Source organism: Marinoscillum sp. 108 (genome assembly GCF_902506655.1).
GTDB lineage: Bacteria > Bacteroidota > Bacteroidia > Cytophagales > Cyclobacteriaceae > Marinoscillum > Marinoscillum luteum.
Genome location: NZ_LR734817.1, coordinates 195,876 through 218,922 on the forward strand (window position 1 = coordinate 195,876; position 23,047 = coordinate 218,922).

The 23,047-nt window shown below is 46.2% G+C and carries 15 protein-coding genes; 10 read left to right on the forward strand and 5 right to left on the reverse strand.

Annotated elements, in window-relative coordinates; translation table 11 throughout:
* The first annotated feature begins 179 nt into the window (after positions 1-179).
* The 7 genes from gndA to GV030_RS18215 all read left to right on the forward strand — a co-directional run bounded on the left by gndA (position 180) and on the right by GV030_RS18215 (position 13,873).
* Positions 180-1,574, forward strand: coding sequence for an NADP-dependent phosphogluconate dehydrogenase (gndA, locus tag GV030_RS18185; protein ID WP_159584785.1), 1,395 nt, complete (start codon positions 180-182; stop codon positions 1,572-1,574).
* Between the two features lie 136 nt (positions 1,575-1,710).
* The gene (locus tag GV030_RS18190) at positions 1,711-1,944 is read left to right on the forward strand and encodes a hypothetical protein (RefSeq protein WP_159584786.1); all 234 of its coding nucleotides are present in this window, start codon (positions 1,711-1,713) and stop codon (positions 1,942-1,944) included.
* A 327-nt stretch (positions 1,945-2,271) separates the two neighbouring features.
* On the forward strand, positions 2,272-8,508 hold the full coding sequence (locus GV030_RS18195) for a T9SS type A sorting domain-containing protein (RefSeq protein ID WP_159584787.1): 6,237 nt from the start codon (positions 2,272-2,274) through the stop codon (positions 8,506-8,508).
* Positions 8,509-8,677: 169 nt separating this feature from the next.
* A complete protein-coding gene (locus GV030_RS18200) occupies positions 8,678-9,088 on the forward strand; it encodes a hypothetical protein (RefSeq protein WP_159584788.1) in 411 nt (136 codons plus the stop codon).
* Positions 9,089-9,155: 67 nt separating this feature from the next.
* A complete protein-coding gene (locus tag GV030_RS18205) occupies positions 9,156-11,351 on the forward strand; it encodes a TonB-dependent receptor domain-containing protein (RefSeq protein ID WP_159584789.1) in 2,196 nt (731 codons plus the stop codon).
* Between the two features lie 27 nt (positions 11,352-11,378).
* Positions 11,379-11,747, forward strand: a complete 369-nt coding sequence (locus tag GV030_RS18210; RefSeq protein WP_159584790.1) for a heavy-metal-associated domain-containing protein — start codon at positions 11,379-11,381, stop codon at positions 11,745-11,747.
* A 530-nt stretch (positions 11,748-12,277) separates the two neighbouring features.
* Positions 12,278-13,873 carry an ATP-binding protein gene (locus GV030_RS18215; RefSeq protein ID WP_255465618.1) on the forward strand — a complete coding sequence of 532 codons (1,596 nt, stop codon included), beginning with the start codon at positions 12,278-12,280 and terminating at the stop codon, positions 13,871-13,873.
* A gap of 38 nt (positions 13,874-13,911) precedes the next feature.
* On the opposite strand, the gene GV030_RS18220 is transcribed toward GV030_RS18215, so the two are convergent.
* Positions 13,912-15,621 carry a M23/M56 family metallopeptidase gene (locus GV030_RS18220; protein ID WP_159584792.1) on the reverse strand — a complete coding sequence of 570 codons (1,710 nt, stop codon included), beginning with the start codon at positions 15,619-15,621 and terminating at the stop codon, positions 13,912-13,914.
* Positions 15,614-15,994, reverse strand: a complete 381-nt coding sequence (locus GV030_RS18225) for a BlaI/MecI/CopY family transcriptional regulator (RefSeq protein ID WP_159584793.1) — start codon at positions 15,992-15,994, stop codon at positions 15,614-15,616. The genes GV030_RS18220 and GV030_RS18225 overlap by 8 nt, the downstream gene beginning before the upstream one ends.
* 162 nt (positions 15,995-16,156) lie before the next feature.
* Here GV030_RS18225 and GV030_RS18230 point away from each other — a divergent pair, with 162 nt between their 5' ends.
* The 3 genes from GV030_RS18230 (at position 16,157) to GV030_RS18240 (ending at position 18,768) form a co-directional block, all read left to right on the forward strand.
* Entirely contained in the window at positions 16,157-17,983 is a 1,827-nt protein-coding gene (locus GV030_RS18230; RefSeq protein ID WP_159584794.1) for a DUF885 family protein, read from the forward strand.
* Between the two features lie 154 nt (positions 17,984-18,137).
* Positions 18,138-18,356 carry a DUF6364 family protein gene (locus GV030_RS18235; RefSeq protein ID WP_159584795.1) on the forward strand — a complete coding sequence of 73 codons (219 nt, stop codon included), beginning with the start codon at positions 18,138-18,140 and terminating at the stop codon, positions 18,354-18,356.
* A complete protein-coding gene (locus tag GV030_RS18240; protein ID WP_159584796.1) occupies positions 18,346-18,768 on the forward strand; it encodes a PIN domain-containing protein in 423 nt (140 codons plus the stop codon). The genes GV030_RS18235 and GV030_RS18240 overlap by 11 nt, the downstream gene beginning before the upstream one ends.
* Before the next feature lie 4 nt (positions 18,769-18,772).
* On the opposite strand, the gene GV030_RS18245 is transcribed toward GV030_RS18240, so the two are convergent.
* From GV030_RS18245 to GV030_RS18255, 3 genes are read right to left on the reverse strand one after another with little or no spacing between them, the layout of a single operon-like run.
* On the reverse strand, positions 18,773-21,706 hold the full coding sequence (locus GV030_RS18245) for a DNA polymerase III subunit alpha (RefSeq protein ID WP_159584797.1): 2,934 nt from the start codon (positions 21,704-21,706) through the stop codon (positions 18,773-18,775).
* A 51-nt stretch (positions 21,707-21,757) separates the two neighbouring features.
* Positions 21,758-22,381, reverse strand: coding sequence for a Uma2 family endonuclease (locus GV030_RS18250; RefSeq protein ID WP_159584798.1), 624 nt, complete (start codon positions 22,379-22,381; stop codon positions 21,758-21,760).
* Between the two features lie 23 nt (positions 22,382-22,404).
* Complete coding sequence (locus GV030_RS18255; RefSeq protein WP_159584799.1) at positions 22,405-23,028, reverse strand: Uma2 family endonuclease; 624 nt, start codon at positions 23,026-23,028, stop codon at positions 22,405-22,407.
* Positions 23,029-23,047: the final 19 nt, after the last annotated feature.

Sequence of the window (23,047 nt, forward strand, 5' to 3'; positions counted from 1 at the left end):
AGCTCATCAGACGCACCTTCAACACAAACTTCTATCATTTTTGACATGAAAAATTAAAAATGATCAAAGTTTTTACGTTTTTGACCCAAAAAATTTAAAAACACCACCAAATCAATCGTATTTTCGCATGCAGATAGGTTTGATTTTGAAATTTTACGAAAATAAAAAATAATAACACAATGGCAGATCAATATGACTTTGGGCTAGTAGGTTTAGGCGTAATGGGAAGAAATTTTATTCTGAATGTGGCAGATCATGGGTTTTCTTCCATGGGTCTGGACACGGATGATGAAAAGGTGAATGCGCTAAAGGCAGAAGGAGCTCACGTGAATGTCAATGGTTCTACTGATTCTGTTACGTTTTTGAAAGCACTCAAGACTCCAAGGAAAATCATGCTCCTGGTACCTGCCGGAAAACCGGTGGATTCGGTTATCGAAACATTGCTCCCCAATCTTGAAAAGGGTGACATCATCATCGACGGAGGAAACTCTTACTTTGAAGACACAGAACGAAGGATTACTTACCTGGAAGAGAAAGGTATCCACTTTTTTGGCGCTGGAGTATCCGGTGGAGCCAAAGGAGCCCGCCGCGGGCCTAGTATCATGCCTGGTGGAAACAAAGAAGCCTACGAGCATGTACGCACCATTTTTGAAGCGGCATCTGCCAAGGTGAACGACGAACCTTGTGTAGAGTATATGGGCCGTGGATCAGCGGGCAACTATGTGAAAATGGTTCATAATGGCATAGAATACGGTCTGATGCAGCTGATCTCAGAAATATACGATGTAGCCAAAAAAGGAATTGGTTACTCTAATGAAAAGCTTGCTCATCTTTTTGATGAATGGAATCGTGGGGAGTTGCAGTCATTTCTGGTGGAGATCACCGCTGAAATTTTCAAGAAGAAAGATGACCTTACCGGCAAAGACCTGGTGGACATGATCCTGGATAAAGCCAAACAGAAAGGTACTGGCAAATGGACCTCTCAAAATGCGATGGATCTGGGGATTCCTATCCCAACAGTGGATGCAGCGGTAACTATGCGAGCCATCTCGGCGCTAAAGGATCAGCGCGTAGATGCGGATGCAGTATATCATACCCCCTCGCTTGGCAATGACAAACCAGATGCTCAAACGCTGGAGCATGCGCTGCAATTTGCCTACATCGTGACCTATGCTCAGGGGATGTCTCAGCTGGCTGCCGCCTCCAAAGAGTACAACTACGGCCTCAATCTGGAGACCATTGCCAAGATATGGAGAGGTGGCTGTATCATTAGGGCTACCCTGCTGGAAGATATCAGAAAGGCATTTGATAAAAACCCTAACCTGGCAAATCTGATGCTGGACGACAATTTTGTGAAAACCCTCAAAACGATTGAAGGTGATGCCAGAATCGTGGTGCAATTTGCAGTGGGCAGTGGCATACCGGTGGCCGGGCTGGCATCCGCAGTGAGTTATTTTGATGCTTTCCGCTCAGGAAATCTGCCATTAAACCTCATTCAGGCACAGCGAGACCATTTTGGTTCGCATACCTATGAACGCACAGACCGTGAAGGAATTTTCCATACTGAATGGTAATGTAATCCTTGCGCGACCGGTGTACCGGTCGCGCAAGGATTTTTATACATCTAAAGTTTATCATCGACCTGCCTGATTATCCTCATAGGAAATCAGTTCTGCCTTTCGGATCTTATACCCACCAAACACCCGAGGTATGAGCCCTGAAATAAACACCCCCACGTACCCATACGAAGCTACAGATCGCTTCGACCATTCAAGGTACAGGCTCTCCCAGGCCACCTACTATCAGATCATGGATCTCATCAAATTTTATCATGAAAGCATGTACCTACTCCCCGACGATGAAGTAGTCATTGTGGAGCGCCTGATTGATCAAAATCACACGGAGTACTGTAAGGTCAGCGTCAATCACCTGGTACTAGAGTGACCTATTCCATTATCCTAGGTGAATCACCTAAACCACATTCCTGCGTTTTATACCGTAATATTCAATCTATCCTTTAGCTAGCTTTGAGGTCTCAATCATTAGATCATCTGCTCAAGAAAGGTCATCAGAAAAATGGCTTTGAAGTTTTTTATTTTTATATTAGTTAACGCTATTATAATAACTAACTGCTAAAATCATGAACGTACAACTTGTGCAGTGATCCTCTCTATTCTGGTCAACATATAGAGTCGTCATGCCTAAACTCCACCTTGAGAGCATTTGAAACCTGCCTCATTGGGGATAAAAAGAAGCTAAACAGACTCTATTATGAGATTCTCATTTCATTACCCGGTTCAATATTTCACTCTGGTGACCCTGTGCCTAATCCCATTTTTGGGGCTTAGTCAGTCAACTTCCTGGACGGGACTCACAGATACCAAGTGGAGGACATCAACCAATTGGACAAATGGTGTGCCTGACGAAACCACCGACGTTATCATCGGAGACGTGAACTTCATTGGGCTTAATCAACCAACCGTGGCCAAGGGTAAAGGCACAGGAGCTTGTAAGTCCCTCACTGTTGGAAATGGAGCAAAGACGTGCGAACTGACCATTAAGGATGGTTTTGATATTGCTGGAGATCTCATCATCGGCAGCAATGGCACCATCGAAGACGATGGAGGCCGGCTAAGTATTGTTGGCGATTGGACCAACTCTGGGAGCTACACTGCCACCGGATCCAACAGAAGAATTTATTTTGCGGGCACCACACAGACCATCGGTGGTTCTTCAGTGACCAATTTTGAAAAGCTGTATATCAACGCTGGCAGTTCAGTTACACTGGCTCAAAACATAATCAACTCCTCCTTCATTGACCTGAGCGGCACTTTTAACCCAACCGAAAACTATGCAGTGAGCGGAACAGGGTCGATTAAAATCAAGGCCGGGGGAGTACTAAAAGTAATGGCCAGCACATTCGCGACCAACTACACCAACAGTGGGGGTACTAACCCTTCCAAAAGCACATCATTGATTGATTATACCTCTTCGTCCGTCAATCAGACCATTGACAACAGCATCAACTACCGGATTTTACAGATTAGCGGAGGCATGACCAAAACACTTTCCGGAAATACCACTATTCAGAACGATCTCCTTATCAACGGAGGTACATTGGATGTTTCCACATTCAGTGCTGACAGAAACTCCGCAGGGGGGAGCCTGGTCATCGCCGGGGGTGCATCTCTGAAAATAGGTGGTACTAATACTTTTCCTGCAGACTATACCTCACATACGCTGGCAACCACCAGCACCGTAGAATACTATGGAGCCAATCAGACTGTCACAAGCGAAGCCTATGGAAACCTGACCCTTAGTAGCTCCAGTGGCTCTGTGGTCAAAACTCTTCCGGGCACTACCCTTAACATAGCCGGAAACTTCACCGCTTCTGCATCGGCAGGCACTTTGGGTTTCACGGCATTAAACACTATGACCATAGCGGGGAATGTAAGCCTGAGTGCCTCCAGCACCTTTGAAGGCTCTACATTTACTCATAGCCTCAGCGGCAACTGGACCAATAATGGCACCTTTAATGGATGTGGCGGGACATTAAATTTCAATGGAGCATCGGCAACAATGAGCGGCAGTGGTACCAATAATTTTGGCAACCTGGTCATTAATGGTAGTGGAACAGTCCTTCATCAAAACTCCTCTTTATCCCTTTGCGGTAATTTTTCAACTGTCAATGGAGGGAGCTTTGTACATACTGCTGGTGGCACAGGCAATATCACCACTACCGGCACTTCCAAAACCATATCCGGATCCAATATCACCCTCAACAACCTCATCATTAGCACCGGTAGCATATCTACCACGAGTACCCTTACACTAGCCGGAGACCTCACCGTCAATGGTCCTCTTTCCGCATCTGCCGGGAATATTACATTTTCCGGCACAGGAAAAACCATTTCAGGTAGTTCTACTATTCAGCTTGCCGGAGTAGAAGTAACAGGCTCTCTATCCACCGCAAGAGATCTTCTCGTTTCATCTAATTTGAGTGTACCCGGTTCTTTTACAGCCACAGCTGGCCAGGTCACCTTCAATGGCACATCCACCTTCTCAGGTACTGCCAATATTTATGACCTGCTCATCACCACTACCGGGAGTCTGGAGATGGGAAGTAACTCCGTCCTGGGGATTGCAGGTACCACCACTCTAGATGCTGGCGGCACCTTTGACGCTGCCACCAACGTACCCAACACCATCGAGTACAATGGTTCTATAGCCCAATCCACTGTTTTCCCCACCTTTCACAACCTGATCCTTTCAGGTGGAAACACTAAAACCCCTTCAAGCGCTCTTACTATTAATGGTGATTTTACACTTGGTGGCAGTACCACATTTGAAGCTGGGGCATTTACACATTCCATCGGTGGAAACTGGACCAACAGCGGTACTTTTACGGCCAACACCTCCACCATTACGCTCAATGGAAGCAATGACTCACAGCTTACCGGAGCAACCACCTTTAACGATCTCACTGTCAACAAAACGAACAACAGCGTAATTACTTTAAATAATAGTATCAACGCCGTGAACCTTACCATGACCTCTGGTGATATCCTCACAGGAGCCAATTCGGTCACCCTGACTGGCAACCGTACAGGAGCTGGCCTGGTCACCGGAACAATCACGCGTAACCTTACCTATGCCACGTCCACTGATTATGCGTTTGAAGGGCCTCATAGTTTTATCAACTTCAGCTCCATCACGGGTTCTATCACCTCCATCACCATGACCTCCACCATTGGCCCCAACAGCACCTTTGCTTCAGCAGCCAGCATCAATAGAACCTATGATATCAGCGTAACCGGCAGTACCACATACAACGCTACTTTGAGCCTGCACTATGAACAGGCCGAGCTGAACGGCAATGTGGAAGGAGCGATGACTTTTTGGAATGATGGAGGTACAGCCACTTGGGTGGATGCTACCAATCTGAATACCACTTTTGACAATACCGACAACTGGGTAGCCAAGTCGGGGCTCACAGACCTGCTCAACAAATGGACTATTTCTGAGGGATTGGTCATTTACAGCTGGGATGGATCAGTAGACACCTCTTGGTCTACCGCAGACAACTGGACACCATCAGGCATCCCAGGCATTCAGGATGTCGTTCATATTGGAGACCTGATATTTACCAACCAACCCACCATCAGCACGTCAGAAAACATCAAAAAAATTTACTTCAATTCTACCACTCCTGGTACGCTCACCATGGCCGCTGGAGCTACACTCATTGTGCAGGGGAATATAGACGGCATCTGGAGCATAGATGCCAATCACACCATCAATGTAGGTGCGCAAACACTCACCACGCTGAGTGATATCGTCCTCAGCAATGGGATCGCCAATAGAGAAATAGATCTGAACATCAGCACCGGAACAGTTAACATTAGCGGTTCCCTCACTCAATCTGAGGCCAATATCACCTTCACGGATGCAGGGAACATCAACATAGACGGAGATTTCAATTACGTAAGTGGCACATTCACCCCAGGCACTTCTACAGTCACTTTCAGTGGATCAGGCTTTCAGGAAATAGGTGGAGTGACCTACAATGACCTTGTCATTGATAAACCGTCCGGAACTGCCACCATAAGTACGGCTGTAACTGTCAACAATAACCTCACACTAACGGACGCAAGCCATTTAGACCTGGAAGGCACTCTAAGTGTTGTAGGGAATATTGATATCGGGGTAGGCACCATCCTCAACGTGCCGGCATCCAGTACTATCAACCTGGGAGGAAACTGGGTGCTTTCCGGCTCTTTTGTCCCTGGATCCGGCACGGTAAATTTCAATGGCTCCGGAGCTCAGTCTGTGGTCGCCACTACTTTCAATGACTTGAGTGTAAACAAAGCAAGTGGAACACTCACTTTGCTTGACGACCTCATCATCAATGGAGATGTAAGCATTCAAAATGGTGCGGTGGAGGTATCTACCTACGATGTGAGCCGAAGTACAGAGGGCGGCACCGTGTCTCTGGGAGCTGGAGCATCTGCGCGGTTTGGAGGAACCAGCCTCCAGATCAATAATTTTTCCAATCTGATCACGGACCCCACGAGCACTATAGAGTTTTATACAACTTCCAGTCGCATTATTCCACCAGTATCCTACGGTAACCTCACCATCACCGGCGGAGGCAGCAACGCCAAAATAATGGTAGGCCCCACGAGTGTGTCAGGCACTCTGACTGTGAGCAGTGGAAGTACGCTAACCGCCCCCTCAACTACCCTCACGCTGGGTGGCGATTTTGTAATGGATGGAACCTTCAATGCTTCCGGAGGTACCTTGATTCTCAACGGAACCGGGAATACCATTGATGGGGACATTACCTATGATGACATAGTGGTAAACGGCAGTTATGATCTGGCAAGTGGCAGCGCCACTATTAATGGTAACCTGGAGGTTTCCTCCACCGGAGATTTTGACGCTGGGGTTATTCCAATTGTTTCGTATGGTGATTTTACCAATTCGGGTATTGTGATATCTGACGGAACTGTCACTTTTGCGGGTACACAAACACAAACCCTTCGCTTATTAAGTGCTATAACCTCTTCATCTACAGGGATTATCAATTTTAATGGTTCATTCCCTCAGGTTTTTAATTCTACCTCCTCTCCGCAATTTGCTACAGTCAATATTAATAATACCGCTCCAATTGTGGCCTCACAACCCTGGACTGTTGTGGTGGAGATGAACGTGGCAGCAGCAGCTAGCTGGGATGGGGGGCCATTAGACCATACTTTTTATGGAAATTTCACTAACAATGGTACCGTGTCAAGCGATGGAAAACTCACCTTTAACCCGTCCAGCCCGGTGAACATAAACCTTGGGACAAATTTCACTACCACCAAGGAGGTGGAGTTTGGGGGTACAGGTCTCATCACCCTTACAGACAGTAATCCGATGTTTGAGTCGGTAACGGTCTCCAATAGTCATGCAGCGGGCCTTTCTCCACTAACCAACTGGACCATCGCTCAGGATTTGCTCATTAAGTCGGGTGCGCAACTCAATGGTGGAGCACTCAGCCATGCAGTATCCGGCTCATGGACAAATAATGGTACTTTCAATGGAGAAACCTCTACAGTCACATTTGATAGCTCCGGTGGCACAGATGCCATCAATGGATCAGGGGCCAATAACTTCAACAACCTAATCTTCGCCACGGGAACCACCATGGATGTGCTAGCTGATGTTAACATTACAGCCGATTTTACCAACAACGGCACTTTAGTAAGCCTTATTGACCAGCTTGTGAAATTTGAAGGCTCGGGAGCATCCATACTAGGAGGTACAGCCACTACCATTTTTGATGGGTTGGAAATAGACAAATCAGCGAATGATGTACAAATGACGGTGGATGCAGAAATAGCAGGAGACCTCATTCTGACCAATGGCCCATTGGACCTTAACGGAAATACACTATCTGTCTCCAATACACTATCCACCGCAGTATCTCGCACCAATGGCTATGTACTGAGCGAAAACACCTCATTCAACAGTGTAATGGCCTGGACGATCGGCAACAACGTGGCAACATACAATTTTCCCTTCGGAAATGCATCTGGTGATTACATTCCGTTTGTCTTTGACCTTAATAGTGGAGATGCCGGAGTAGTTTCGCTGGCCACCTATCCCACCAGCAGCGGCAACCTGCCCCTGCCTCCAGGAGTAGATCATGTGAATACCGACGGAGGTACTGACAACAGCGAAAATACAGTAGATCGCTTCTACCTGATCAATCTAACAGGAGCAACCAGCCCAAACGCAGACATCACCTTCAATGCCTCAGCTGCGGAAGTGGGAACCATCTCCGACCTATTGGCCCAGCGATGGAATGGCGACTGGGAAGCTCCAAAAGCTGGTCAAACCTCAGGTGCCACTTCCGTGACCGTGCCCGGTGTGACAGAATTTTCTCCGTGGGCTATCTCAGGCAATAGTGTCCCCCTACCTGTTGAGCTCATCAGCTTTAAAGGACAACAACAAGGATCAAATGCCATTTTGCAATGGGCAACAGCCACTGAGCGGGATAACGACTATTTCGAAGTACTTAAATCCAGTGATGGTCAAAGCTTTACACCTATTGCAAAAGTACAGGGCACAGGAAATTCATCCACCCTTCAGGAATATTCCCTTGTGGATCAGTCACCCGCTCCCGGGGTGAGCTACTATCAGCTCCGTCAGGTGGACTATGATGGAGCTTTCTCAATGAGCAAAGTCGTCTCCGTTCGTATGATCGATCCGGATTGGGACATTAGCGTATACCCTAACCCTGCTTCTGATTTTATTCATTTGGTCTCTAATGACGATTACTCCAATGAGGTCTCATTGGTACTCTACGACCAACAGGGCAGGGTGAAGATGGAAAAAGTTCTTTCGGAAGTCCATGCCAATCAGGTCTTTGAAATGGACATACAAGCCCTATCATCAGGTCTTTACATCATGAAAGTTTACGGTCCTACCTTCACCAAAATTCTAAAGGTGTACATTCAGTAGGCACTTATGACTCACGTCATCCGTTGGTGAATTTTTGACACCCCTCAGGAAAAAGGTGCAAGCAATTTTATGATTGACTGCTTTGAAACTGCTTTCAATAAAGGAATTGTATAACACACAGACGTAATTCTATAAATCCCTTTTGGCCTAATTCCGTATATTTGAAGTGTTGAAAAAGCTTATTTCCATATCACTTACCCTTATTTTGCTCCTGAGCAATGTAGGATTCACATACGGCACCCATTTTTGTATGGGAATGGCCGTGAAGAGTGAGGTGATGCTCGGCCAGGAGCACCTCGACTGTGGCATGGGCATGATGGATGTGGATAAGCACTCAGATGGTGTGCATTTTTCGGAACCCGAATGCTGCGAAAATCAATATGTAACTGCAGAAACCGACCATCAATATACCTCTGATGTATCAGTAACCCTGGCTGATATGATGGGGACCCCGGCGATGGCTTTTGTCCTGTACCATGTGGTGGTGGTACCAACAGCTGAACAAACCTTCATTTTAGATACCTCTCCCCCATTACCTGATCAGGAGATCATCCTGCTCACGCAATCCTTTCTTTTATAGTCTGATCTGTTTTACAGAATGCCCGACGCATTGCGTCTGCTGTTTATTGTACACTCAAATCAAGACTATGAAATCATTATTAATTTTATCTATCTCACTTTTATGCGTTGCTTTTGGCGCACATTCTCAAACCATCACCGGAAAGGTAGTAGACGAAAACCATGAGCCATTAATTGGTGCCACCGTACTGGAAGAAGGCACCCAAAATGGAGTGATTACTGATGTAGAAGGACAATTCACACTCACACTTCAATCCCCCAAATCTCAAATCCATATTTCATACACCGGATATAAGTCTCTGGTAGTCGCTGCTCAGTCAGGTGATCCTATTCATGTCATACTGGCCACATCTGAAGAATCTCTGGACGAAGTAGTGGTCACTGGCTCCAGCACATTCATGGACAAACTGGAGCCCCGCCATGTAGAAGTAATTACGAGTGCGGAGCTCACAAAAGCCGCATGTTGTAACCTATCCGAAAGCTTCGATACCAATGCCTCCGTGGATGTATCCTACACTGATGGCGTAAGTGGTGCCAAATCTATCAGGATGTTGGGACTGGATGGACGCTACGTGCAGATCAACCGTGAAAACATCCCCCATGTACGTGGGCTCATCGGCAGATATGGAATGGGCTATGTACCTGGTACATGGGTACAATCCATTGATGTGGGAAAAGGAGCTGGCACGGTGGTCAATGGCTATGAATCGATGTCCGGCCAGATCAATGTGGAGCTGCAAAAACCAGAGAACAGCGAAAAGCTCTACCTCAATGGGTACGTCAACTCTATGGGAAGAGTGGAGTTGAATGCCAACCATGCGGCTGACCTTACCGACAAATGGAGTACCGCCGTTCTACTGCACGCTGACTACCTGGGCAATGAAGTGGACGGAAATGAAGATGGGTTTATGGACCTTCCCAAATCAAGGCAACTCAACCTGATGAACCGGTATAAATATGTGGGCGAGAGGGTGAGATCTCAGATAGGTATACAGGTCATGAGAGATGAAAAAGCCGGCGGTCAGGTGGGTTTTGGATTTGGAGATGATTTCCAGACCTCACCGGAATATGGTTTTTCCAACAACACGACTCGTGTTGAATTTTTTGGCAAAACGGGGATTCTCTATCCACATAAACCTTACCAGGGCTGGGGACTTATATACTCCGGTGCGTACACCGACATTGATGCGGGATTTGGAAGAGACGCTTATCAGGGTACCGAGAAAACCCTCTATGGGAATGCAATCTATCAAAACGTGATTGGCAACACCTTTCATCAGTACAAAACGGGGGTGAGTATCCTTTATGATGATTTCGATGAAAGCTATGCAGACTCAGCATTTTCCAGACAAGAAATCGTGCCCGGAACCTTTTTTGAGTACTCCTACCTTCCTGGTGACGATTTTACCTTAGTTGCCGGTGTGAGAACCGACTTTCACAACCTCTACGGCACTTTCTTCACACCCAGACTTCACACCCGCTATCAGATCACCGATCAGACAGCCCTGCGCCTGGCTATTGGTAGAGGATACAGGGTAGGAAATCCTTTGGTTGAAAACACCAACGCCCTGGTCTCCAATCGCCAGCTGGTGGTGATGGAAAACCTGAACCCGGAAGTTTCCTGGAATATGGGTGGGAGCCTTTCTTCGCAACTCTCGATGGGTGGTAAAAAGATCGACCTGATTGCCGACTATTTCTATACGACCTTTGAAAACCAGCTGATCTATGACATGGACCAGAATTCTCAGCGCGTGCTGATTTACAACCTGGATGGTAGCTCGTATGCCCACAGCTTTCAGCTGGAGGCCAAATATCAGGTGAACGAGTTTCTGGGAGTCAAAGGAGCCTACAAGTACTATGACGTCAGGTCTACCATTGATGGCCAATTGAGAAAACTCCCATTTATCTCCAGAGATCGCTTTTTCCTAAACGCCTCTTATGCCACCAAATACGACAAGTGGGAGGCCGATGCCACCATCCAGTGGTTTGGCACCAAAAGATTACCCAATACCACAGACAAACCCGGTGAATTTCAACGATCCTCTGAAACGCCCGACTTCTTTTTGGTCAATGCTCAGATAAGCCGTGGGTACAGGTGGGGAAATATATACCTGGGCTCTGAGAACCTACTCAACTTCAAACAGGATGATCCAATCATTGATCCTGAAAACCCATTTGGCAGCAACTTTGATGCTTCTTTGGTATGGGCACCCATCGTGGGCAGAATGGTTTATGCTGGCTTTCGTTACAAGATTAAAAGATAAAAATTCAATTAACACACTATCGAAATCATGAAAACTCTTGCAATTACAATCACTTTAAGTCTATTTTTTGGGGTCACCGCATGGGCACAATTAGAACCGATCAAGGTATCAGACGGCTATCAGGTCGAGATTAAAACCTCTGCGGTTTGTGAAATGTGCAAAGAAGCTCTGGAGCAGGATCTTACTTTTGAGAAAGGAGTAAAAAGTGTCAATCTTGATGTTGACACCAAAGTACTTACCATCGTTTACAATAACAAAAAAACAGACCCTACGACTTTGAGAAAGCGTGTCACTCTGGTGGGCTACCACGCTGACACGCTGCAAAGAGATTCTGAAGCTTACGAAAATCTACCCTTATGTTGCAAGGATGGTGCTCATCAGGATGACAATGACTAGGCCATCATTGGGGAATCAATGACCCCATGCGAACGAGCACAAGTTATCATTCGGGAACATCATTAAGGATCAGCTAATGCGCATGAGGGTCACTATGATCATCATGCGCATGTGATCTCCTATTTCAAGAAACGATTTTGCTTAATACCTCCTTATCTATTTCGGCCCTATTATTCAGGGCATTATGATCAACCCCGCAGTGGGGCAGCCCTTATGAGCGCAGATCATCATCTGTGCCACCAATGCTCAGCTCTTAAGGTTTAGGCTGAAGTTAGGAGAGACCTGGCGCTCAGTTTTTTAATCAAACTAGGAACATTTCCATCGAAAAAAATGTAACAACGCACCTTTTGAGTGTTATAATTTCTATTTTGAGAGCAAGAGTTATTAAAAGTTGAACGGAGGCTGACTTTTACCGAGAGTCTCATCACTAACCTTATACGACTATCAAATCTCATCATTCCAAGTATTATTTCCTCCTGGCCCTCCTCATCATTATTCTTCTGGGGAGTCAGGTCTACCTTCAGCAAATCATTCAGGACAGCAAGTCAGCAAGGATGATCAACCTATCAGGTAGGCAGAGAATGCTGAGCCAAAAAATCACCAGACTGAGCCTGGCCATAAGCATCACCAACGATAGTCTCCAATCTGATACCTATGTGGTGGAGCTAGAAGATGCCTGGGAAACCTGGAAACAGTCGCATGACGAGTTGGAAGGCGCCTATCGAAATAATGATTACCCTGCGCTCAAACTCCTTTTTGATGAGCTGGAAGTATCGTTCAATGAAATTGACCTGGCAGTTGGCCAGCTACTGAAGCAAAACCTATCGAAGGATTCCACAGCCATCGCTTTGAACCTGGAGACCATAAGTGAAAATGAACCTCTCTTTCTGAGTTATATGGACCAGATCACTTTCAAACTGGATGAGCTGGTCAATGACAAAATTGACAAACTATCCAGAATCCAACTGACCCTACTGATTATTACCCTGGTATTCATTGCCCTGGAGATCTTTCTCGTTTTGCGCCCCAAACTAGCGGAGGCTGATACCAACAAATCCATGCATGATAACATGCTCAAAATGATCAATCAGATTAGTGATTATGCCATTATTTTTCTTGACAAAGAGGGTAAAATCCAAAACTGGAACAGCGGTGCTGAGCGGATACACGGGTACATAGGAACGGAAATGATCGGGCATCACATTACGGTCTTTAGCAGTGCTGAAGATCAAGCTTCCAAAAAAGCTGACAAACAGCTTCAGGTGGCCAAAGAAAACGGCATAGCTACTAATGAGGAATGGATTGTGCGAAAGGACAAATCGGGCTTTTGGGCGAAAACGACCATTACAGCCATTTACAATATAGAAGGCAATCACATTGGGTTTGGTAGGGTCACCCAGGATCTTACAGAGGCCAAAAAAACCGAACAGGCGAAGGTTCTGCATGCTAAAAACAAAGAACTTGAAGAATTCACGTACATAGTATCGCACGACCTCAAAGTACCTGTACGCACCATATCCAACTACATTGAGATCATTAGGGAAGATCATGAGTCTGAGCTGAGCAAAGAATTGCTCAGATACATCAACTCTATTGACAAAGCAGCAGCAAGAATGCAGGCACTAATTCATGGGCTATTGGACTATTCCCTCCTGGGTAAAAGCCCCACTCTTGAGCCCCTCAATCTTAATCAAACTCTCAAAGACGTTCGGGAAGATCTCAATTCCCTGATTCAGGTGCATGATGCCCGGATATCTGTAGGTGAGCTACCCAATCTCAATGTCTATCCTGTGGAAATGCGCCAACTCTTCCAAAACCTCATAACCAATGCCATAAAATTTAGAAAAGATGATGTGGCGCCGGTCATCAGCATTGAAGGTCATCTGGTGGAGGGTTTTTGGAAGTTCTCTGTAAAGGATAATGGGATTGGTATTGAAGAAAAGCAATTCGAAAAGATATTTATCATATTCCAGCGTGCTACCACCGAATCAAAATTTGAAGGGCAGGGTATCGGTCTGGCCAATTGCAAAAAGATCACAGAGATGCATGGAGGAAGGCTCTGGGTAGAGTCTGAGCCCGGAATCGGCAGTACCTTTTATTTCACCATATCTTCCAATCTTTCCTAAAACAAAGGGGAGCCGGGCTGTGCCCGGCTCCCCTTTGTTTACTTGTCTTTGTCCTTTTCCTTCGATTTGGTTTTAGCTTTACTTTTCTCCTTCACTTTCGGCGTTTCCTCTACCTTCGGCTTTGCCGCTGCCTCAGGTTGTTCAACCGCCCGTTGAATGGCTTCTGCCTGAGCCCGCAGGACTTCCGCCAGCTCTTGCTCCTGCATAGCTGCCCTCTGGACTTCTTCAGCCTCTCTTTGATTCACTTCCGCGACTTTCTGCTGCTCCTCAGCTTCCTGTCGCTTGAGCTCCGCGACTTTCTGCTTCTCCTCAGCTTCTTGTCTCTTGAGCTCTGCCATTCTCTGCTTCTCTTCGGCCTGTTGCTGCTTTTGTATGGCAAACTGATAGTCAGCAATATAGTTTACAGGATTCACGGCTTTCCCTTCTTTATACACTTCATAATGCAGATGTGGAGCAGTAGACCTTCCCGAGCTCCCTACTCTCCCGATCAGCTGGCCCCTCTTTACGGTCTCTCCCTCCTTCACGTCCATAGAAGATAGCTGGGCATACTTGGTCTGATAAACTTCATCGTGCGCTATGACAATATGTTTACCATAGCCGTCGGGTTGGTCGTCTACCAGAGTAACCTTTCCATCAGCCGTAGCAATGACCGGGGTTCCTTCTGCCGCTGAGATATCCATTCCCCGATGAAACTTCTTTGCCTCATCAAATGGGTCCGTTCTGTAACCAAAGTTGGAGGTGACCCTCACCTTCTCATCCTTCACTCCCAATGGGAAAATGGAAGGTGTCTCCACCCATGCACCCTCTACGGGAAGAACCAACTCTTCTAATGCCGGGCTGGGATTATCCTGTATAAAAATCATCTCCGGCGTTTTCATTTCAAATGAAAACAGCATCACCATTCCCCCAATCACCGGGGCAAGTAATGCCAGGCTCATCAGGGAGATCTTATTCGATTTATTTCGATTCATCATTTGTATTCTTTTTTTAATGGTTGAAAAATTGAAGAAGCTCACCGGACCAGAGAAGCCACCACCAGCCAGACTCACCAGCGACATTTGATAGGGAATCTTCACTCCACTATCTGCCGTCACAGCGGCATCCACCTGATACTCGTGCACCTCTATCAGGGACTTTCTCAATAAATAAATGAAAGGGTTGAACCAAAAAAGAACAACAATGAAATCCGCCAGCATGCGGTCATAAGAATGGCCAAAATTGACATGCTGTAATTCATGGGCCATCACCATATTCAGCTCCTGAGTGTGCTCTACCTTTTCGGGAATAAACACGGATCTGAAAAAGGAAAATGGCTGGGCAAAGGGTGTTCTGAACACCTCAATTGCTCCAATCTTAGCAATTAATTGATATCCATATTTGAATTTTCTGATCTTATAAAAGTTTGAGAAATAGCGTTGAAAAAGAAGCAACACACCTAGGGCATAGAGTGAAGAAAGCAGCCAGATCCAGCTCACCTGAAACCCGGGTACAATCACCCCTTCTGTCATGGCTGCAGATGATTGACTGATGCGCGTACCGATCATAGTGACCAACTCCTGATTGGCCTGCACGACAGGGGCACTCTCTATCTGCACAAATGGCAGCGCAAACCCTATCACCAGGATTCCCAATAAGAATATTCTATTGAACTGATAAAAGGTTAACCCCCTCAGAAACAGCAGGTAGAATAACACCAGCACCGCCTGAAAAGCACTCACTTTCAATATATAAAACAGCCAATCAGCCATTTTTTTCCTGTTTTTTGATCTCTGCTGCAATCATATCCTGTAGCTCCTTCAACTCCTCGATGCTCAACTCGCTCTCCTGTGTAAAGAAAGAAGCAAACTGTTTTGGGCTATCATTGAAGAAGGTGTGCATCATCCCCTGCATCGATTCCTTGGCATAATCTGCCTTGGAGATCAAAGGATAATACTCCTTAGACTTCCCATGGGTTTCAAATCCGATAAACTCCTTTTTTACCAGCACATTCACCACAGTGGACACTGTAGTGTAAGCCGGAGCAGGGTCACTATACTGAGCCACTATGTCCTTCAGGTAGCCCCTACCCAGCTTCCACAGGTATTTCATTACTTGTTCTTCTGCCTTGGTCAACGCTTTCATAAAACAAACTTATAACTATATTTATAGTAATACAACTATTTATATAGTAATTCTAAGATTTTAACTGCACCACTCATCAAAAAGTCACATCAACTCATCCAATAAAGCCCCTTAAAACAGCCAATAATCATTACTTTACAGCTCATTAAATCAAAAAACCTTATGAAAATAATATTGCGCAACACCCCATTGCTCCTACTCATTGTGACCATGTGGGCTTGTTCTCCTCAGGCTGAAAAAATCTACACATCGGAAGAGATTGCCGCTGAATCAGAAAAAGCCCTCACTTTTTTCGATCAAGCCTTCGATGAAATGGTAGATCGCTATCCCGTGTATCAATCTTACCTGGGTATCAAAAAAGATTATGGTAAGTGGGATGACATCTCCGACGAGATGGAGCAAAAAGAATTAGAATTCACCAAAGCTAACCTCCAATACCTCCTTGATAGCATCAACTATGACGCCCTGGACTATCAGTCCAAACTCAGTTATGATCTTTTCAAAATGGACGCCGAAAACTCCATTGCTGATTTCAAATACCGTCAGTATAACTATCCCGTACATCAGATGCGCGGCACTCACACGATGGTGGCCTCCATGCTCATCAACATCCACAGCATAGCAGACTCCAGTGATGCTGCTGCCTATGTGGCTCGACTCAATGGCGTGGATCAGCTTTTTGATCAGCTCATCGTCAACCTTAAAACCAGGGAAGATTTGGGCATCATACCTCCCAAATTTGTCTACCCACGAGTACTGGAAGCATGCGCCAATATCATCAGTGGGACACCGATAGACAAAAGTGCAGAACAGAATGCCATCTATGCCGACTTCTCTGGTAAAGTGGAGTCCATCGAGCTGGATGCAGAGGCTAAGAAAGTACTTTTGGCTGGTGCTGAGGATGCACTGATCAACACAGTAAAACCTGCCTACGAAAAACTCATTGCTTTCCTTCAGGAGCAGGAGACCCGTGCTACCAGTGATGACGGTGCCTGGAAATTTCCGAATGGTGAAGCTTTTTATAACAACGCCCTCCAAAGAACCACCACAACCGAATTGACCTCCGCTGAGATTCATGAAATAGGCCTGAAGGAAGTGGCGCGGATCCATGGCGAGATGCGTGAGATCATGAAGCAGGTGAATTTTGAAGGAGAGCTACAGGACTTCTTCGAATTTCTAAAAACTGACGCTCAGTTTTACTACCCAGATACCGACGAAGGTAAAGTGGCCTACATAGACAGTGCCACCACCATCATAGACAACATGCGTCAGCAACTGGATAATCTATTCCTGACCAAACCCAAAGCCGACATTACAGTGAAACGTGTCGAAGCTTTCCGCGAAGAATCAGCGGGCAAAGCCTTCTACCAGGCTCCGGCACCTGATGGCTCACGTCCGGGTACTTATTATGCCAACCTCTCCAGCACGAAGAATATGCCTAAGTATGAGATGGAAGCCCTGGCTTACCATGAGGGAATCCCCGGTCATCATATGGACAGGAGTATTTCTCAGGAGCTCACCGGCATTCCCAAGTTTAGAAAATATGGAGGCTACACTGCCTATGTAGAAGGCTGGGGTCTGTACTGTGAGTATATACCCAAAGAAATGGGCATGTATGCCAATCCTTACTCTGACTATGGCAGACTGGCCATGGAACTTTGGAGAGCCTGCCGACTAGTAGTGGACACTGGTATCCACTCCAAAAAATGGACCCGCGATGAAGGGATAGCCTACTATCAGACCAATACCTCCGGCAGTGAGCGGGAGTGTGTGCGTATGGTAGAGCGACACATCGTGATGCCTTCACAGGCTACGGCTTACAAAATAGGAATGCTGAAAATTCTTGAGCTTAGGGAAAAAGCACAAACAGAGATGGGCGATGCTTTTGATCTGCGCGAATTTCACGATGTAGTACTGACCAGCGGTGCAGTACCCCTTAATGTGCTGGAAGACCTGGTAGAACGGTACATCGCCAGCAAAGCGATATAAATCAAATCCAAAGAAAATGAAAAACACCCCCGCGCTGATCTGCGATCAGTGTGGGGGTGTTTTTTTTTAGAGAACACTCCGACGCACTTCAAATTATTGATTGGAAACCTTTGATTTTGATTGAATGTTATAACTTACACATAATACGTGTGCCATGAAAAACATAACGCTCTCCATACCCGATGAGCTACTCCAAAAAAGCCGTGAGTACGCCAAAAAAAATGGAACTACCATTAACAACATGGTAAGGACATTGCTTAAAAACACCATAGAAGGAAACAGTGACTTCCCGGCAATTGAAAATTCTATTACCACACTTGGTGTAAAGACAAAGTCTTATTCGTTCAACCGAGATGACCTCTATGAAAGGTAAAGTGTTCATAGACACCAATGTGCTCATCTACCTATTCAGCACTGATGAACCAGAAAAAAGAATTCACTGTAACAAACTACTCAGTTCACTGGAAAAAGATCACGTAATGGTTTGGAGCACTCAGGTAGTTCAGGAATTCTACAATACGCTCACCCGAAAACTTGGTGTATCCCCGCTAAAACTAAAAAGTTACTTCAGTTATTTCGGCAGCTTCGAACTTGTGGTGAATAATATGACCACAATAAATACCGCCATTGACATACAGATCAATAATCAACTCACCTTTTGGGACTCCCTGATCGTAAGTGCAGCTCATCAAGCCAACTGTTCTACTCTGTTATCTGAGGATCTTACCCACAGCCAAAAAATCGACACCCTCACGATTCAAAATCCTTTTGAGTTGGGTTACTGATAGCCTACACCTCCATCGTCATATACTTCAGTCGCTTCATAGCATTCACCTCCAGACTTATCGCATCAAACTCCTCCATCACCTTTCCCCGCATGAGGTAGATGCCTTTGCCCGTAAAGGAAAACTTTTTAGCCACAGGCGGAAAATGCACTGTATCAATAAACTCCCCGTCCTCATCCAAAAACGTCCCAAAGTACATTCGATCACCTTTAGATGTACTGGTATGCTTGGTGGCTACCAAGTAGCCCATCACCAGCACCACCTTATTGATATGCAGCGGGAGTTTGCTGGCAGGCACACAATCATTTCGTTTTTCACTCAGCAGGTTAAAGGGACTCTCCAGCGGAAAGCCCAACAACTCCACCTCGTCGTAGACGTCCTCTATTGCTTCATGCTCGATTTCAGGAAGCTTATATTTCTTCACTGGCGGATCGAAAAGTGAAGGTTTATTCTGACTCTTACCTGTATTACCCAGCAGAAAATACGCATGCCACAGCAGCGCCTTCTTATCCTTGCCCGTAAACCGAAACGCACCAATGCGGATCAGCAAACTCAGCTGATCCAGCGAGATACTTACTCGTTTCACAAAATCATCCACCGACAAAAATGCCCCCTTCTTCTGCCGGTCCATGAGCACCTCATGTACCTTATGATATTCCAGCTCTTTGATGAAGTTCAGACCCAAATAAATCGTCTTCCCCCTGATAATCGTCTCGTTTTCACTCGTATTAATACACGGCAACTGGATATCAGCTCCATGCATACGGGCCTCATGGATATACAGTTCCCGGCTATAAAAACCACCACCATTGTTGATCACAGCCACCATAAACTCCAGCGGATAGTGCGACTTCAGAAACATACTCTGGTAGCTCTCAATGGCATAGGACGCTGAGTGCCCTTTGGCAAAAGCATAGCCCGCAAAACTTTCGATCTGCCGCCACACATCCGCACTCACAGCGGGCTCATACCCCCTGGCCTCACAGTTGGCAAAAAACTTATCCCGTACCTGCTGAAATTCTTCACGAGACCGGTACTTGCCAGACATCCCTCTGCGCAACACATCAGCCTCTGCCAGTGTGAGTCCCGCAAAATAGTGTGCCACTTTGATCACATCCTCCTGATACACCATGATCCCATAGGTATCGGGCATGATCTTCCAAAGCACCGGGTGAGCCTCTTTCCTCCTTTCGGGAATCCGAAATCGCAAGATATACTCCCGCATCATCCCTGACTTGGCCACTCCCGGCCGGATAATAGAACTGGCCGCCACCAGGGTGAGGTAATCTTCTGCCCGCAACTTGGTCAGCAGCATACGCATAGCCGGAGACTCTACATAAAAACACCCAATCGCCTTGGCCTCCCGCAGATTGATCTTTACCAATTCATCTTCCTTGAATAATTTGATGTCATGGATATCTATGGGCAGCCTGTCAGGCTGATTTTCACGAATGATCTCCAGGGCATCCTTGATTTTCCCCAGGCCCCGCTGCCCCAGCACATCAAATTTGTACAATCCCACATCTTCAGCTATGTGCATATCAAAATGGGTAAGTGGAAAGCCCTTGGGCGGCAACGAAGTAGCCGTATAGTAGTGGATAGGCCGCTCAGAGATGATGATGCCGCCAGCGTGCACACTCAGGTGGCTGGGGAAACCCGATAGCCGGTCACCGTAGGTGAGAATGAGCCGCGCATGATGGTCCAGATTCTGCTCAGGTGTCTTTTGGAGCCGCTCTATCTCATAAGGAGGTACCCCAAAGACCTTTCCCACCTCCCTGATCACCGCCCGCCACTGAAAGGTGCTGTGTGTAGCCAAAAGCACCACATTTTCGTACCTTTCAAAAATATAACGGGTCACATCCTCCCTGTCCCACGAGGAAAAATCCATATCAAAGTCTGGTGGGCTCTTCCTGAAAAGATTAATAAATCGCTCAAAATACAGGTCAAGTTCAATGGGGTCCACATCTGTAATGCGCAGCAGGTAAGCCACCACACTATTGGCTCCACTCCCACGACCTACATAAAAATACCCTTGATCCCGGGCATATTTTACAATATCCCAACTGATGAGAAAATAAGACAAATAACCCATCTGCCGGATCACCCTCAGCTCTGTGATGACACGCCTCCTGATGGTAAAAGAGGGTGAATCTCCATAACGGTAGGATAACCCGGCAAGACTCAGTTCCCGTACTTTCTGATAATCAGAGTCCTGACTACCTGTCCATGTTTTCAAATTCTGAGAAGTGGCTTCAGCCCCCAAAGTGAAGTCTATACAGCTCGATTGGATGACCGTTTTCAGGTTTTCAAAAGCCTCTGGCAGCTCCTGATAATAGTCCGTAAGCTGTTTTTTAGTTAAAAAAACGTCCTCTTTATGCGCCGTATCAGTGTCAGCCAACTTACTCACCAGTGTATTGAGGTCTATGGCACGCAACACACAGTGCAGCTCAAAGTCCCCCTCCTCCGGCAAAGTATACACTGGGCAGGCAATCAATTTTTCGCGGGGCAACTTACTCAGAAACCTGATCCGGGTCACCTCACGAGGTTTTATCGCCAGGTATTCGTACGGCTGCAGTTCACGAGTGGGGATATTGGTCTGAGGATAGATCACAAAACAATCCTGTAACTCGTCGGTGAAAGCAGGAATGGGTGCACCTGTATGCAGGTGCTTAGACAAAAAAGTATTGATCGACTGAAACCCGGCATTATTTCTGGCTATGGCCACAAACTGCTGCTCAGCACCATTTCTGAAATCTACCCCCAGGAGAGGCCGGATACCCTGCTTCTGCGCCTGACGGACAAACTCCAGACTACCGGCAGTGCTATTAATATCAGTAAGCGCCAGCGTGCGTACATGATTACGCATAGCCCACTCCATCAGTTTGTCAATTGATAGTAGACCGTATTTGAAACTGAAATATGAATGGACATTAAGCACATGTAAATCTAATAATTTTAGTAATAAACTATTGTTATTAGCATTTACATCCTAGCTCACCTCTTCAAACACATCCTCCAGATTGAGCACAAGCCCCTTCAGCACATTTGATCGCACCTGATCCTCCCGCACAAACTTGCCACGAGAGATGTATTTCCTATCTATGAGCTCATAGATCTCCAGTACGTTTTCACCAGGATATACTACCCAGTACTCCTTCACACCATGCTCTTCATAGAGGTGATACTTTTCATTGAGATCTTTGGACGCTGTGGTCGGAGAAAGAATCTCTACTACCAAATCTGGTGCGCCTTTGCACCCGGCATCATCCAGCTTGGCAGGATCACAAACTACACATATATCTGGCTGAACTACTGTAAAAGTCTGATTATCCTTATCTCCCTGATTACTGGGAAAGCGAACATCAAACGGAGCATGGTAAACCCTGCAATTCTTTGTTTTCAAGAAATGGTGCACCTCCGTAAAAATGGCCCCTGCGATTTCCTGATGAGTCCTCCGTGGTGCAGGAGACATCTTAAAAAGCCTCCCCTTGATCAGCTCCACGCGCTCCTCAAAAGTCCACTTCAGATAATCAGCATAGGAGTAAGTGGCCTCCGGCTCAAGAAGCGAAATATCATCAATTCGGGATTCCTTTACTTTGTATGGAGTGGCCATTTTCTTAATTGATTAAATTTTATCTAGCCCACCTCTTCAAACACATCCTCCAGATTGAGCACAAGCCCCTTCAGCACATTTGATCGCACCTGATCCTCCCGTACAAACTTGCCACGAGAGATGTATTTTCCATCTATGAGCTCATAGATCTCCAGTACGTTTTCACCAGGATATACTACCCAGTACTCTTTCACACCATGCTCTTCATAGAGGCGATACTTTTCATTGAGATCTTTGGACGCTGTGGTCGGAGAAAGAATCTCTACTACCAAATCTGGTGCGCCTTTGCACCCGGCATCATCCAGCTTGGCAGGATCACAAACTACACATAGATCGGGTTGCACAACCGTGAAGGTCTGATCATCCGGATCATTGGTGAGATTAGGAAAACGAACATCAAACGGAGCAGAATACAAGTGGCAGGATTTTCCTTTCAAAAAAGTGCCGATTTCAACATGAAGCCTGGAATCTATCTCCTGATGAGTCCTCCGTGGTGCAGGAGACATCTTAAAAAGCTTCCCCTTGATCAGCTCCACGCGCTCCTCAAAAGTCCACTTCAGATAATCAGCATAGGAGTAAATAGCCTCTGGCTCGAGAAGCGAAATATCATCAATTCGGGATTCCTTTACTTTATATGGAGTGGCCATGCTAGTTTAAAGATAAAAC